The sequence below is a fragment of the Ensifer sp. ZNC0028 genome (genome assembly GCF_000799055.1).
In the GTDB taxonomy this organism is placed as follows: Bacteria; Pseudomonadota; Alphaproteobacteria; order Rhizobiales; family Rhizobiaceae; genus Ensifer.
In genome coordinates this window covers 90,176-104,732 of the sequence record NZ_JTLA01000070.1, presented here as the reverse complement: position 1 = coordinate 104,732, position 14,557 = coordinate 90,176, and the positions used below count along the sequence as shown (strand labels likewise).

The following is a 14,557-nucleotide window of genomic DNA, read 5'->3' as shown; positions in this document are numbered from 1 at the left end:
GAGCCGCGACAGAGCACGTTCGCGCTTGTCCTCAGGCTTTTCCCAGCGGTTGGAGCGTTCCGGCCGGCGGGTATCGCCGCCATCGTCGTCCGCGGCATCGCCGGCAACGGTTGCTGCCTGGTCGTTGTAGAGCGGCGCGTCGAAGTTCGCCTTGGCGTCCTCGATCAGGCGCGGTCCCAACTGGTCGCGCAGGGTGCGTCCGCGGATTTCCTGGACATGCCCTTCCGGCAGTTCGCCGAGCTGGAACGGGCCGTAGGAGATACGGATGAGGCGGTTGACGTCGAGGCCGAGCGCGCCGAGCACGTTCTTGATTTCGCGGTTCTTGCCTTCGCGAAGCCCCATCGTGATCCAGACGTTCGAGCCCTGGACGCGGTCGAGCGTCGCTTCGATGGCGCCATAGAGCACGCCGTCGACGGCGATGCCGTCCTTCAGCCTGTCGAGCGCTTCCTGATCGATCTCGCCATGGGCGCGCACGCGGTAGCGGCGCAGCCAGCCGGTCGACGGCAATTCGAGCACGCGGGCAAGTCCGCCGTCGTTGGTCAGCAGCAGCAAGCCTTCGGTGTTGATGTCGAGACGACCGATCGACAGGACGCGCGGCAGTTCGTCCGGCAGGTTCTCGAACACCGTCGGCCGTCCCTCGGGATCGGCATTGGTGGTCACCAGGCCGGCTGGCTTGTGGTAGAGCCAGAGGCGCGTGCGCTCGATGCCGCGGATCGGCTGGCCGTCCACCTCGATCGCATCGGCAAGCGTGGCGTTGACGACGGGCGTATCGAGGATAACGCCGTTGAGCTTGATGCGTCCTTCCATGATCATCCGCTCGACGTCGCGACGCGAGGCAACGCCGGCACGCGCGAGGATCTTCGAGATACGCTGCGGTTCGTCGGCCGCCGCTACAGCCGCAGCCGGACGTTCCCGGGCCGGACGCGAAGCGCCGGCCTTGGGATCAGACGTCTTTGCATCGAAGCTCCTGCCGGGGCCCTTGGCACCGAAAGATTTCGGGCCGGAAGCCTTGGCTCCTGCAGCCTTTTTCGGCGCAGCGCCCTTCTTGTCGGCGAAATGCGGTTTCTTGTCCCGGCCAGCGGACTTGCCGCCAGGCCGCGTGGGCTTGTCTTTGGATGTCATTTGTGTTGCCTGCCTTTTGCGGCTGTCCTATCAGGTCGCGGCCCGTGGGTTAAGAGAAATTATTGTTTGAGCGATGGCTGAGACGACACGCTTCATGGATGTGGCCCTTGAGGAGGCCCGCAAGGCTGCCGAACGCGGCGAAGTGCCGATCGGCGCCGTGGTGGTTTTCGACGGCCGGATCATTTCGCGCGCCGGCAATCGCACCCGCGAACTCAACGACGTGACCGCCCATGCGGAGATCGTCGCCATCCGCGAAGCTGCCGCCGTCCTCAAGGACGAAAGGCTGACAGGCGCCGATCTCTACGTCACGCTCGAACCCTGCACCATGTGCGCAGCGGCGATTTCGTTTGCGCGCATCCGCCGCCTCTATTACGGCGCCGACGACCCGAAGGGCGGCGCGGTCGACAGCGGCGTGCGTTTCTTCGGCTCGCCCACCTGCCACCATGCGCCCGATGTCTATTCGGGCCTTGCCGAGCGGGAAGCTGCCGATATCCTCAGGGATTTCTTTGCCGGCAAGCGGTGAGACCCCTTAGCGCCTTGCGACGGCGTGACTTCCTGAAATCGCTTCAGTCGGCGGCGAAGCTATCGAGTGCCGCGCCAGACAGGCGGTAGCGCGTCCATTCGGACATGGGCTCTGCGCCAACCGATTCGTAGACGCGGATCGCCGGTTCGTTCCAGTCGAGCACGCTCCATTCGAAGCGGCCGCAGCCTTCCTCGACGGCAATCTTAGCCAGATGCTTCAGGAGCATCTTGCCGGCGCCGGAACCGCGGCAATCCGGGGTGACGTAAAGATCTTCGAGGTAAAGCCCCTTGCGCGCCTGCCAGGTGGAATAGTTGTAGAACCACATGGCAAAGCCCGCCGGCTTGCCATCCTTCTCGCAGATCACCGCGCGGGTGATCGCGCCGGGACCGAAGAGCGAAGCCTGCAGCATCTCGACCGTCGCCTCGACGGCGTCGGGCTCCTTCTCGTAGATGGCAAGTTCGGTGATGAAGCGCAGAATGGTCTCGGCGTCTTCCGGGCGGGCGTCACGAATGCTGATGGTCATGGCTCAGGCGCTTCTCAAGCACTTCCAGCAAACAAACGCGCGTTTCGCCGGAACTGCATGGATCAAGGGGAGAGAGGCATTTCGCCGTTTCAACGAAACGGCGAAAACGGGTTTAGAAGGGCCAATACCACTTGGAGCCGGAATTCTTGATCTGCGCCTCCTTCTTGCGGCGGCGCTCCTTGTCCTTCTCCGGCTCGCCGAGATCGGTCTCGGTGCCCTCAGGCAGGCGACGGTAGTCGAGCGGCGGATCGCTCAGGAAGCGGCGCTTGTCGGAATAGGCGCCCATTTCGATCTTGCGCCCTTCGCGATAGGCCTCCTGCTGCTCCTTTGCGGAGAGACGGCGACCGTTGGCGCTCGCCTTGGCAAGCGGCGAGACATAGTTCGGGTTGTTCTTGTTGGCGTCGGCCTCTTCACGCAGGCGCTTGCGCACCTCTTCCGGAGACTCGACCCATTCCGGGTTTGCCTCGCGGCTGGCAAGCGATTTCTGCGGCTCGACGAGCGAGGCCTGCTGGGCCGACGGCGGCAGGACGAGGCCCGGACGCGGCTGGTACTTGACCGGATCCCGCTTCGGCGGCCCGAAGCTTGCGACGCTCCCGAGGTCGTCCATGAGCTGTTCGCCAGCGGTCTTGTCCGTGCCATAGGTCGGGCCACCGATGCAGCCCGTAAGCACCAGGCCGCTCGTCAAAATGGCGGCCACGCTGGCAAGCACTCGCAACTCTCGCGTCATTTCCATGAGATTCCTTCCAGCCGGCCACCGGTCAGCGCGGCCACTCAAGCGCCCATGGCGGAGAAATCCGCCAAATTTCGGGCAGGTTTTACCGGATGAACGCAAGGAGTGCAATTCATCCGGTAACAATGCGTTAAGCCTTGAAACCAAGCTCGCGCAAGGCAGCGGCATCCCGGGCAGACACGTCCGGGTAGAGTGCGTCAGAACCGACGTCGGTCGTGATCCGCCAGGAGCGGGCGCATTTCTGACCTTCGGCAAGCTTCGGCACGACGCTGACCTTGGCCACTTCGGCCAGGCGGAACGCGTCGGCCGGACCTTCGGTGGCTTCGACGGTGATCCCCGAGGTGATGCAGATCTCGGCGAAGTCCTGGCCTTCCAGCGCCTTCAACAGCTCCGGATCGGCGACGTGGACGACCGGTGCAGCCTCCAGCGACGAGCCGATGCGCTTGTCCTTGCGCTCGATCTCGAGCGCGCCGGTGACGACGGTGCGAACCGCGCGGATCTTTTCCCACTTGGCTTCGAGCGCATCGTTCTTCCATTCCGCCGGGATCGCCGGGAACTGTTCGAGATGCACCGACACGGCATCGGGCTTGCGCGACAGCCAGGCCTCTTCCGTGGTGAAGGGCACCATCGGCGCCAGCCACAGCACGAGGCAATCGAAGAGCTTGCGGATCACGGCGAGAGCCGAGCGCCGGCGCAGACTCGACGGCGCGTCGCAGTAGAGCGCATCCTTGCGAACGTCGAAATAGAACGCCGAGAGTTCGACATTCGAGAAATCGATCAGCGCGCGGGCGATCTTCTTGAAGTCGAAGGCGTCGTAGCCTTCGCGCACGACCTGGTCGAGCTCGGCCAGGCGATGCAGCATCAGCTTTTCGAGTTCCGGCATCTCGGCATAGGCAATCTCTTCGCCCTTGTCGTGGGCGAGCGTGCCGAGCATCCAGCGGATCGTGTTGCGCAGCTTGCGATAGGCGTCGATGTTGGTCTGGATGATCGTCTTGCCGAGACGCTGGTCTTCCCAATAGTCCGTCGTCATCACCCACAGGCGCAGGATGTCGGCGCCGGCATCCTTCATCACCTCTTGCGGGGTGACCGTGTTGCCCTTCGACTTCGACATCTTCTCGCCCTTCTCATCCATGGTGAAGCCATGGGTGACAACGGCGTTGTAGGGTGCGCGGCCGCGCGTGGCGCAGGCCTCGAGCAGCGAAGAATGGAACCAGCCGCGATGCTGATCCGAACCTTCGAGATAGACGTCGGCCGGCCACTTCAGGTCCGGACGGTCTTCGAGCGTGAAGGTGTGGGTCGAACCTGAGTCGAACCACACGTCGAGGATGTCCATGACCTGGTGCCACTTGGCATGATCGTGGTCGTTGCCAAGGAAGCGATCCTTGGCGCCTTCGGCGAACCAGGCATCGGCGCCTTCCAGTTCGAACGCATCGAGGATGCGGGCGTTGACGGCCTCGTCGATCAGGATCTCGCCCTGGTCGTCGGCAAAGATCGCGATCGGCACGCCCCAGGCGCGCTGGCGCGAGAGCACCCAGTCCGGACGGCCTTCGATCATCGCACGCAGGCGGTTCTGGCCAGCACCCGGAACGAAGCGGGTGTCGTCGATCGCCGAAAGGGCGCGCGAACGCAGCGTCGTGCCGTCGCCGAAGGCCTTGTCCATGTAGACGAACCATTGCGGCGTGTTGCGGAAGATCACCGGCTTCTTCGAGCGCCAGGAATGCGGATAGGAGTGCTTCAGGCGGCCGCGGGCAAAGAGCGCGTGGCGGGCGATCAGCGCTTTGATGACGCGATCGTTGGCGTCGCCCTTCTTGCCCTTGTCGTCGATGACGCGGCCGGCGCCACCTTCGGCGTCCGGGCCGAAGCCATGGGCGTCAGCGGTGAAGTAGCCGGCGTCGTCGACCGTGAACGGGATCGCCGAGGAGATGCCGCGGGCTTCGAGCGCGCGGGCATTGTCCATCCAGGCGTCAAAGTCCTCGCGACCGTGACTCGGCGCCGTGTGCACGAAGCCGGTGCCGGCGTCGTCGGTGACGTGGTCGCCGTCGAGCAACGGCACCTTGAAGGCGTAGCCGCCGCCCAGACCGTGCAGCGGATGCGCGCAGGTCACGGACGACAGTTCATCGGCCTCAAGGTCGCGAACGAAGTTGAAGGTGAGCTTGGCCTTGGCCGCGGACTCGTCTGCCAGGCGCTTGGCAAAGATCAGCTTCTCGCCCGGCTGCGGGCCGAAGTCGTTCTCGGCGGTCGCCACCTCATAGAGACCGTAGGCATAACGCGAGGAATAGGCGATGGCGCGGTTGCCGGGGATGGTCCAGGGCGTGGTCGTCCAGATCACGACGAAGGTGCCGGCAAGGCTGTCGGGACCTTCGGTGACCGGGAACTTCACCCAGATCATGTCGCTTTCGATATCGGCGTATTCGACTTCGGCTTCGGCCAATGCCGTGCGCTCGACCACCGACCACATGACCGGCTTCGAGCCGCGATAGAGCTGGCCGAGCTTGGCGATCTTCATCAGTTCGCCGGCGATGCGCGCTTCGGCGTGGAAGTTCATCGTCGTGTAGGGATTGTCGAAGTCGCCCTCGATGCCGAGACGCTTGAACTCCTCGGCCTGGACCTGGATCCAGCCGGCGGCGAAGTCACGGCATTCCTGACGGAACTCGTTGACCGGAACCTCGTCCTTGTTCTGGCCCTTCTCGCGGTACTTCTCCTCGATCTTCCACTCGATCGGCAGACCGTGGCAGTCCCAGCCGGGTACGTAATTGGCGTCGAAACCGCGCATCTGGAACGAGCGGTTGATGACGTCCTTGAGGATCTTGTTCAGCGCGTGGCCGATGTGGATGTTGCCGTTGGCATAGGGAGGACCGTCGTGCAGCACGAACTTTTCGCGGCCGGCAGCCGACGCGCGCAGCTTCTTGTAAAGGCCCATCTTCTGCCAGCGGGCAACCGTTTCCGGCTCCTTCTGCGGCAGGCCTGCGCGCATCGGAAATTCCGTCTGCGGCAGATAGAGGGACGAGGAATAGTCGATCTTTTCAGCGGTGTCGGTCATGGTTTTTGCAATCGCTTCTTCGCGCGAACGGCCGCGCATACGAAATGGGCTCGGTATCGAGAGATGACTGGGGCGTCGGAAACGCCGAAATCCCGGACCTTCCGGCTGATCACAGCACGCGGAAGGCCGGGCCAATAATTCGCTGATCGATGATCAATCGACGGTGCCGGGTCATGGTGGCCGGTTGTTTAAGGCGTTTTCCGCCTTTTGAAAAGGTCCGCCGCCGCGCGAAGACCGAAATCTTTTATCGGGCGAAGTTGAGCCCGCGGTCGATGTCGCCGAGCGGCGTGACGCCGGAAAGCAGCGCGCGGGCTTCGGCCTCGTCCTGACGGATCTGCGCAACGAGCGGATCGAGGCCATCGAATTTCAGTTCGTCGCGCAGGTGACCGAAGAAGGTCACGGCGCAGACCTCACCATAGAGATCGCCGGAGAAATCGAAGACGAAGGTCTCGAGCAGCGGCTCGCCGTCGCTGTCGACTGTCGGCCGGCGGCCGAAGCTCGCCACGCCGTCGTAGAGAGAGCCGTCGGCGCGACGGAAACGCACGGCATAGATGCCGGGCCGAAGCTCCACCTCGGGCGCAAGCCGCATATTGGCGGTGGGGAAGCCGAGTTCGCGGCCGAGCTTCTTGCCGCCAATCACCTCGGCCTCGACGAGATAACGGTAGCCGAGCATGCCGGCGGCCTGCGCGACATCGCCCTCGCCGAGCAGCGCGCGGACGTAGCTCGACGAGATGACGGACGCATTTTCATCACGGAAGGCGTCGACCAGCGTCACGCCAAACCCGTTGTCGCCGCCCGCCGCCATCAGAAAGGCCGGGCCACCCTCGCGACCCTTGCCGAAATGGAAGTCGAAACCGGTCACCACATGCGAGGCATGCAGCCATTCGAGCAGGATGCGATGGATGAAGTCCGATGCGGAAAGCTGCGAGAAGGTACGATCGAAGGGATATTCGATGACGGCGCCGAAGCCCATGCCTTCGAGGATGCGCGCCTTCAACGGCGCCGGCGTCAGCCGGAAGACAGGCGCGTCCGGGCGGAAGACGGTTCGCGGATGCGGCTCGAAGGTGAGCACGAGTGCCGGCACGCCGCGCGACTTCGCCTCTTCCAGCGCCCGATTGAGAACCGACTGGTGGCCACGGTGCACGCCGTCGAAATTGCCGATAGCGACGACACCGCCGCGCAAGTGCTCCGGAAGCGGATCACGGGTCTCGTTGCGATGAAAAACCGTCATCTCCGTCTTCCCGTCAGGCGAGCCGTGGCATCCAATATTTCGGCGAGGCGCCCTCCTTTTTGAGGAAGGCGGCAAGCTTCGCCTCGTCGGTCCGGCTTTCGTTCATGTATTCCTGGGCATGGATACCGGCGCTGATATAGAGCAGATCCAGGCCCGCATCCTGCGCGCCCTTGACGTCCGTCGGCATGCCGTCACCGACAGCGATGACGCGGGTGAGGTCGATCGGTCCGCGCGCGGCCTTCGCCTCGCCGAGGGCGGCGCGGTAGATCGCAATGTAGGGCTTGCCGGCAATGCGCGCCTCGCCGCCGATTTCCTCGTAGAGCTTGGCAATCGCGCCAGCGCAGGGGATCAGCCGGTGGCCGCGCTCGACGACGAGGTCGGGATTGGCGCAGATGAACGGGATCTTGCGCTTGGCAAGGCCCGTCAGGGTCGCACGGTAATGCTCGGGCGTTTCGGTTTCGTCGTCATAGAAGCCGGCGCAGACGACCGTCTCGGCATCTTCCGAGGAAACGATCTGCGTCCCCAGTCCCTCGAGCAGCGGCAGGTCGCGCTCGGCGCCGATGAAGAAGATCTTCTTGTCGGCGGCAGCGATCAAAGCCCGGGTCACGTCGCCCGAGGTGACGATCCGGTCATAGGCTTCGTCGGGCACGCCGAGGCTGCGGATCTGCACCTTCACCATCGGGCTCGGGCGCGGCGAATTGGTGATGAGTACGACGGTCAGCCCGGCGGCACGCGCCTCGGCCAATGCTTCACAGGCGGAGGCGAAAGCCTGCACGCCGTTGTGAAGAACGCCCCAGACGTCGCACAGAACGACATCGTAGCGCTTGGCGATTTCGCGAAAACTGTTGATCCTTGCGGCCATTCTGGCTTCCTGCAAACACGGTTTCCGGCTTGCATGGCAAGGAAGGCAGGAGATTACAAGTCTCGTCTCCCGAAAAAGGCGCCCCTTCCCAAGGATTCCGGCGGCGTCGAGAGCCAGGAAAAAATGCGTTGTGGACGCCGCCCGCCACGCAGAAGCACTTTGTCGTGGTTATCAACCGTCAAAATCCGGCCGATGCCACGCATCGACGCGATCGCCTAGATTTCGCCAAGAATGAGGCTAGGCTGCCTACGCCCTCGCCTGCTGCGCCCGTCCATGGCAACTGCCGTCAGCAAAAAATCTAGGCGCCGATCCTTGACTCACCCCATACCCAAGCTTATCTCGGCATCGCTAGCACTCGATAAATGAGAGTGCTAACACCCATCCATCGGGTCCATCTGCGATCCGTAGTGTCATTTGATCGAGGGATTAGACTAATGGCAAGCACCAACTTCCGCCCGCTGCACGACCGCGTCGTCGTTCGCCGCGTCGAGTCTGAAGAGAAGACCAAGGGCGGGATCATCATTCCGGACACCGCCAAGGAAAAGCCGCAGGAAGGCGAAATCGTCGCCGTCGGTTCGGGCGCCCGTGACGAAAGCGGCAAGGTTGTCGCTCTCGACGTCAAGGCTGGCGACCGCGTTCTGTTCGGCAAGTGGTCGGGCACCGAAGTCAAGATCAACGGCGAAGACCTTCTGATCATGAAGGAAGCCGACATCATGGGCATCATCGGCTGATCCAGCCGTCGTCCACCCTTTTCATGACAACCAATGGGCAATGAGCCCGGGAGTTCTCTAATGGCTGCAAAAGAAATCAAGTTCGGCCGCACCGCGCGCGAAAAGATGCTGCGTGGCGTCGACATCCTCGCTGACGCCGTAAAGGTCACGCTCGGCCCGAAGGGTCGTAACGTCATCATCGACAAGTCTTTCGGCGCTCCGCGCATCACCAAGGACGGCGTATCGGTCGCCAAGGAAATCGAACTCGAAGACAAGTTCGAAAACATGGGCGCCCAGATGGTCCGCGAAGTTGCTTCGAAGACCAACGACATCGCTGGCGACGGCACCACGACTGCAACCGTTCTTGCCCAGGCGATCGTTCGCGAAGGCGCAAAGGCCGTTGCTGCCGGCATGAACCCGATGGACCTGAAGCGCGGTATCGACCTCGCTGTCACCGAAGTCGTCAAGGATCTCCAGGCCAAGGCCAAGAAGATCAACACTTCGGAAGAAGTTGCACAGGTCGGCACGATCTCGGCTAACGGCGAGCGTCAGATCGGCCTCGACATTGCTGAAGCAATGCAGAAGGTCGGCAACGAAGGCGTCATCACGGTTGAAGAAGCCAAGACCGCCGAAACCGAACTCGAAGTCGTCGAAGGCATGCAGTTCGACCGCGGCTACCTGTCGCCGTACTTCGTCACCAACCCGGAAAAGATGGTCGCTGACCTCGACGACGTCTTCGTTCTCCTTCACGAGAAGAAGCTCTCGAACCTGCAGGCCATGCTCCCGGTTCTCGAAGCTGTCGTTCAGACCGGCAAGCCGCTCCTGATCATCGCTGAAGACGTAGAAGGCGAAGCCCTCGCAACGCTCGTCGTCAACAAGCTGCGTGGCGGCCTCAAGATCGCTGCCGTCAAGGCTCCGGGCTTCGGCGACCGCCGCAAGGCCATGCTCGAAGACATCGCCATCCTGACGGGCGGCACCGTGATCTCCGAAGACCTCGGCATCAAGCTCGAAAACGTCACGCTCGACATGCTCGGCCGTGCGAAGAAGGTTTCGATCTCCAAGGAAAACACGACGATCGTCGACGGCGCCGGCCAGAAGGCCGACATCGAAGGCCGCGTTGCCCAGATCAAGGCCCAGATCGAAGACACCACCTCCGACTACGACCGCGAAAAGCTGCAGGAACGTCTTGCCAAGCTCGCTGGCGGCGTTGCCGTGATCCGCGTTGGCGGCTCGACGGAAGTCGAAGTGAAGGAAAAGAAGGACCGCATCGACGACGCTCTCAACGCGACGCGCGCTGCTGTTCAGGAAGGCATCGTACCGGGCGGCGGCACTGCGCTCCTGCGTTCGGCCTCCAAGATCTCGGTCAAGGGCGTCAACGAAGACCAGGAAGCCGGCATCAACATCGTTCGTCGCGCTCTGCAGGCTCCGGCCCGCCAGATCGCCGAGAACGCTGGCGATGAAGCTTCGATCGTTGTCGGCAAGATCCTCGACAAGAACGAAGACAACTACGGCTACAACGCCCAGACCGGCGAATATGGCGACATGATCGCCATGGGTATCGTCGACCCGGTCAAGGTCGTTCGCACCGCCCTTCAGGACGCAGCCTCGGTTGCCGGCCTCCTCGTCACGACGGAAGCCATGATCGCCGAACTGCCGAAGAAGGACGCCCCGGCTGGCATGCCTGGCGGCATGGGCGGCATGGGCGGCATGGACATGATGTGATAAAGGCGAAAGCCTTATCGCAGCACTGATCCATCCGGATCGGAAAGGCGGCCTTCGGGTCGCCTTTCTTGTTTTTTATCAATGCCATTCATCGCCGGTGAAGCATCTGCCGAACAGTCGGCAGGAAAAAACCCATCGGTTGTAGTCAGGCTTCAAAAAACCGTTGAAGTCGAAAAAAAACGAACTATAACAGCGCCCCAAGTGAGCGAAGATTGAGGGGAGACTGGGCGGCACACTTGAGGCAGGCGGGCAATCGCCGGGGCTTTTTCGTATTCGCTGCCCATCCGGAAATTCTTCGAGACTATACCTAAAGAATAAAAGTATTTAATCGCAAATTAAGCCGACACTCTCCTTCGAAATAAGTTCGCCGGCGAGATCCACTACCATCTATCGACCTTTCTACTTGAGAAAACACCCACACCATGTGGCGTGCGCTCTCGTATTGGTCGTGTCGGGCGCAATTTGCACATTGGGACGCGTTTCCCTGGGGTGCCGAAGGCGGCTCCGGGAACTCTGCTGGGGTAGACCGTGTTTAAGATCACCAGAGCAAATTCCGCTCCCCTCGGCGTTCCGGGACAGCCGCATCCCGGCCTTCCGCATCATGAATTCATGGAGCAGTTTTGCGTCTCCGAGGGATGGTCCGGCGACCTGTCGACGGGCCTGTTCCGCCTCGGCGAAAAGGCGGCCGCCATCCATGGCCTGCGCGACGGGGAGTGCGGCCTTCTGAACTTCGTTCGCTGCTACGATCCGGCCGATCGCAACCACGTGCTCGAACTGTTCGAGCAGGCGGCGACGAGTTGCTCGTCCTTCTGCTTTTCGACGACGATCGCGCTGGAGGAATCCGGCCAGAAGCAGCCGCTGTTCTGCATCGGTGAATCTTCGGGCCTCGAGCAGCGCTATTCCGGCATGATCACCGGCATCTTTTTCTTCCCACGCTTTCTCGTGGAAGTCGCGGGCCGCGCGCTGCTGCGCCAGTAAACCCGCCCTGCCCGCCCGCGGGCTCGGGTGTAGATCATCCCTGATCAGATACCTGGCCGTCGCAACCGCCCGATGGGCGATTGCAGTGAAGGCGTGCGGCGGAAGCGCCGCTCAGGCGGCCGCCGCGTCGTCCTTGCCCGTGAAGAGCACCGTGATCGGCGCCGGGCGGCCGAGCAGATAGCCCTGCGCCTCATCGCAACCCTCGGCCTGCAGGATATCGAGCTGCTTCTGCGTCTCGACGCCTTCGGCAAGAACCGGCACGGACAGGCTCTGGCCGAGCGCAAGAATAGCGCGCACGATCGCCTTGGCCTGCGGGCTGCCCTCCACTTCCCACATGAAGCTCCGGTCGAGCTTGATCTTGTCGAAGGGGAAGGAGCGCAGCGTCTCAAGCGACGAGTAGCCGGTGCCGAAGTCGTCGATCGCGATGGTGACGCCGAGTTCCTTGATCTGGCGCAGCGTCAGCAGCGCCCGCTCCTTGTCGTCGATGATCGTCGATTCCGTAATTTCGAGCTCCAGCCGGTTCGGGTCGAGACCCGTCTCGGCCAGCACGTCCTGCACCAGGCTGACGATGTCGCCGTTGGCAAGCTGGACCGGCGAGAGGTTGACCGCAATCTTGTGGCTGCTCTCCCAGCCCGCCGCCTCGCGGCAGGCTTCGCGCAGCACCCATTCGCCGATCGGCAGGATCGCGCCGCATTCCTCGGCAAGCGGGATGAACTCGCTCGGAGGCACCATGCCGCGTTCCGGATGGCTCCAGCGCAGGAGCACCTCGTAGCCGATGACGGCTCCGGTCATCACAGACTTCTGCACCTGGTAGTGCAAGGCAAGCTGCTTCTTCTCGACCGCGTCCCAGAGGTCGTTGGCAAGCGCGCGCCGCTGGCGGGCGGCCTCGTCCATCGACACCTCGTAGAAGCAGACGGTCTGGTTGAGGGCAGCCTTCGCCCGGTACATGGCGAGGTCGGCATTGTTGATCAGCGTGTCGGCCGTCTCCGCGTCCTGCGGATAGATCGCGACACCCATGCTGCCGCCCGACTTGAGCTCGAAATCGCCAAAGCGCATTTCCTCGTGCAGGCTCTTTTCGATGCGGCGCAGGAAGTCGTTGAGCTCGGAGAGTTCCTCGAAGCGCTTGACCGCCGCGAACTCGTCGCCACCCAAGCGCGCCACGAACTCGCCCTCCTGCAGCAGGCCCTTGACGCGCTGGGCGATCGTCACCAGCACGAAGTCGCCGGCGGCGTGGCCGTGCAGATCGTTGACTTCCTTGAACTTGTTGAGGTCGATACCGATGACGGCGACCTTGCGGTTGAACCAGGCGGCTGCGTCCAGTTCCTCTTCGAGATAGCTGCTGAACTGCAGCCGGTTCGGCAGGCCCGTGAGGCTGTCGTGGCGGGCAAGGAAGGTGATCTGCTCCTCGGTGTCCAGCCGCTCGGTGATATCCTCATAGGTGCTCACCCAGCCGCCATCGGGCAGCGTGCGATGCTTGGTCAGGATCGAACGGCCGTTGACCAGCTTCTCGACGATATCGCCGCCGCCGTTGCCGACCATTTCGATGCGGTGCTTCTGGTAGAGCTCGTCGGCCTTGGTCCGCGCCATTTCCGGATCGGAATAAATGCGGGCAAAGACGATGTCGAGGATCTCGCGGAAGGTCAGCCCCTTGCCGGCGAGCGTCTCGGAAAAGCCGAAGATCTCGCGGCAACGACGGTTCGACAGCAACAGCCGGTCGTTGCTGTCGAACAGGCAGATGCCCTGCGACATGTTTTCGAGCGCGACGTCGAGATTGTTGCTGACCTCGGCGATGCGATCGGCGTCAAGCTTCGCCTTGGTGATGTCCTTGACGATCTTGATGAAGCCGGCATGCTTGCCCTCATCGTCCATGAAAGGGTCGAGCACTACATGGGCCCAGAAGCGGGATCCGTCCTTGCGATAGCGCCAGCCTTCGTTCTCGTACTTGCCATCGGCCAGCGCGACCTCGAGCGCCCGCTGCGGTACGCCGTCGCGCTGATCCTCCTGCGAGTAGAAGCAGGCGAAATTCTTGCCGACGATTTCCTCGCCTTTATAGCCCTTGTTGGCCTCGGCGCCAGCGTTCCAGCTGGCGACGCGGCCGTCGGTGTCGAGCATGTAAATCGCGTAGTCCTTCACGCTGCGCACGAAGCGGGCAAATTCCCGTTCGGCAGCGGCCGCGGAAAGCTCGGCATGATGGGCGAAGCCGGCGGCGATCAGCACCATCGACAGCAGGAAGAAGGCCGTGCCGGCGATGACGAAGGCAAGCAGGTGCGGCTGGATCATGCCCGCATGGGTCGGCGTCAGCAGATCGGCCTCGATCGTGACCGCGCCCATGGCGGTGAAATGCAGCGCGACGATCCCGAGCGTCATCAGCAGGGTGGCAAGGACTTTCGCCTTCAACCGGTTGCCGATGCTGGCGATCGTACGCAGGGCGGCGATATCGAACAGCGAGCCGACGACCACGGAGGCGACGACCAGCGTCGCATCCCAGCGGATGCTGCCCGGCACGTCGAGCGCCGCCATGCCGAGAAAATGCATGCAGGCGACGCCGCCGCCGAGAACGAAGCCGCCGGCAATCCAGCCGAGCCGGTCCTGAACATGGGTGGCGATCAACAGTGCCGTCGTGGTCAGGATAATCGCGACGGCCAGCGACAGGCCGGTGAGATCCATCTGGTAGCCGAGGACGACGCCGGGGTCGTAAGCGAGCATGGCGATGAAGTGGGTCGCCCAGATGCCGAAGCCGCTGGCGATGCCAGCCGCCGTCGCCCAGATCGCTTTTGCCTTGCCCGAGGAGCCGCGAGCACGCTGCAACAGCGTGACTGCTCCGTAGCTCGCGAGGAAGCAGACAAGTGCGGCCAAAACGACCAGTCTGGGATTATGCTCTACCACCAGGCATGTAAGAACCTTGAACATCGCCAATCGCCTAAATCAACAACCACAGGGAAACGAGACCTCTCGCCTCCAGTTAATCGATCTGTGTTGCCGGTAGGTGATTTAAGGAAATGATAAATCGTCGCTTTGCCGCCCGGTTGCGCGGCAAAACAATAGTGGCGTCGTTAATGAAAATTGAAACCAAGCCGCCTTGAAGTTGCACTTTGCAAAAGGCGCTGCCTGGCGTG

11 protein-coding genes are annotated in these 14,557 nt (G+C 62.7%); 4 read left to right on the top strand and 7 right to left on the bottom strand.

What is annotated here, in order from left to right; translation table 11 throughout:
- The coding region (locus L981_RS16700; RefSeq protein ID WP_043618393.1) for a pseudouridine synthase at nucleotides 1-1,122 on the bottom strand (1,122 nt) is incomplete at its 3' end.
- A 73-nt stretch (nucleotides 1,123-1,195) separates the two neighbouring features.
- Between L981_RS16700 and L981_RS16695 the strand changes: the two genes are divergently transcribed.
- Nucleotides 1,196-1,645 carry a nucleoside deaminase gene (locus tag L981_RS16695; protein WP_043618390.1) on the top strand — a complete coding sequence of 150 codons (450 nt, stop codon included), beginning with the start codon at nucleotides 1,196-1,198 and terminating at the stop codon, nucleotides 1,643-1,645.
- A gap of 43 nt (nucleotides 1,646-1,688) precedes the next feature.
- Here L981_RS16695 and L981_RS16690 read toward each other — a convergent pair whose 3' ends face one another.
- From L981_RS16690 to L981_RS16670, 5 genes are all read right to left on the bottom strand, one after another.
- On the bottom strand, nucleotides 1,689-2,168 hold the full coding sequence (locus L981_RS16690) for a GNAT family N-acetyltransferase (RefSeq protein ID WP_043618387.1): 480 nt from the start codon (nucleotides 2,166-2,168) through the stop codon (nucleotides 1,689-1,691).
- Between the two features lie 112 nt (nucleotides 2,169-2,280).
- A complete protein-coding gene (locus L981_RS16685) occupies nucleotides 2,281-2,901 on the bottom strand; it encodes a hypothetical protein (protein ID WP_043618384.1) in 621 nt (206 codons plus the stop codon).
- A 127-nt stretch (nucleotides 2,902-3,028) separates the two neighbouring features.
- A complete protein-coding gene (gene ileS, locus L981_RS16680) occupies nucleotides 3,029-5,938 on the bottom strand; it encodes an isoleucine--tRNA ligase (protein WP_043618431.1) in 2,910 nt (969 codons plus the stop codon).
- 244 nt (nucleotides 5,939-6,182) lie between these two features.
- A complete protein-coding gene (locus tag L981_RS16675) occupies nucleotides 6,183-7,169 on the bottom strand; it encodes a bifunctional riboflavin kinase/FAD synthetase (protein ID WP_043618380.1) in 987 nt (328 codons plus the stop codon).
- Nucleotides 7,170-7,182: 13 nt separating this feature from the next.
- On the bottom strand, nucleotides 7,183-8,031 hold the full coding sequence (locus L981_RS16670; protein ID WP_043618377.1) for a TIGR01459 family HAD-type hydrolase: 849 nt from the start codon (nucleotides 8,029-8,031) through the stop codon (nucleotides 7,183-7,185).
- 434 nt (nucleotides 8,032-8,465) lie between these two features.
- Here L981_RS16670 and groES point away from each other — a divergent pair, with 434 nt between their 5' ends.
- The 3 genes from groES to L981_RS16655 all read left to right on the top strand — a co-directional run bounded on the left by groES (nucleotide 8,466) and on the right by L981_RS16655 (nucleotide 11,441).
- Complete coding sequence (gene groES, locus L981_RS16665; protein WP_004675403.1) at nucleotides 8,466-8,762, top strand: co-chaperone GroES; 297 nt, start codon at nucleotides 8,466-8,468, stop codon at nucleotides 8,760-8,762.
- 60 nt (nucleotides 8,763-8,822) lie between these two features.
- On the top strand, nucleotides 8,823-10,463 hold the full coding sequence (groL, locus tag L981_RS16660; protein ID WP_043618373.1) for a chaperonin GroEL: 1,641 nt from the start codon (nucleotides 8,823-8,825) through the stop codon (nucleotides 10,461-10,463).
- A gap of 528 nt (nucleotides 10,464-10,991) precedes the next feature.
- Nucleotides 10,992-11,441: a hypothetical protein gene (locus L981_RS16655; RefSeq protein ID WP_043618371.1), complete on the top strand. Its 450-nt coding sequence runs from the start codon at nucleotides 10,992-10,994 to the stop codon at nucleotides 11,439-11,441.
- Between the two features lie 111 nt (nucleotides 11,442-11,552).
- On the opposite strand, the gene L981_RS16650 is transcribed toward L981_RS16655, so the two are convergent.
- Nucleotides 11,553-14,351 (bottom strand): EAL domain-containing protein, encoded by a 2,799-nt coding sequence (locus L981_RS16650; protein ID WP_043618368.1) that lies wholly within the window; start codon nucleotides 14,349-14,351, stop codon nucleotides 11,553-11,555.
- Between the last annotated feature and the right edge of the window lie 206 nt (nucleotides 14,352-14,557).

Coding starts and splice junctions, on each gene's coding strand:
- L981_RS16695 (WP_043618390.1), top strand. CDS start 1,196: ATGGCTGAGACGACACGCTTCATGGATGTGGCCCTTGAGGAGGCCCGC.
- L981_RS16690 (WP_043618387.1), bottom strand. CDS start 2,168: ATGACCATCAGCATTCGTGACGCCCGCCCGGAAGACGCCGAGACCATT.
- L981_RS16685 (WP_043618384.1), bottom strand. CDS start 2,901: ATGGAAATGACGCGAGAGTTGCGAGTGCTTGCCAGCGTGGCCGCCATT.
- ileS (WP_043618431.1), bottom strand. CDS start 5,938: ATGACCGACACCGCTGAAAAGATCGACTATTCCTCGTCCCTCTATCTG.
- L981_RS16675 (WP_043618380.1), bottom strand. CDS start 7,169: ATGACGGTTTTTCATCGCAACGAGACCCGTGATCCGCTTCCGGAGCAC.
- L981_RS16670 (WP_043618377.1), bottom strand. CDS start 8,031: ATGGCCGCAAGGATCAACAGTTTTCGCGAAATCGCCAAGCGCTACGAT.
- groES (WP_004675403.1), top strand. CDS start 8,466: ATGGCAAGCACCAACTTCCGCCCGCTGCACGACCGCGTCGTCGTTCGC.
- groL (WP_043618373.1), top strand. CDS start 8,823: ATGGCTGCAAAAGAAATCAAGTTCGGCCGCACCGCGCGCGAAAAGATG.
- L981_RS16650 (WP_043618368.1), bottom strand. CDS start 14,351: ATGTTCAAGGTTCTTACATGCCTGGTGGTAGAGCATAATCCCAGACTG.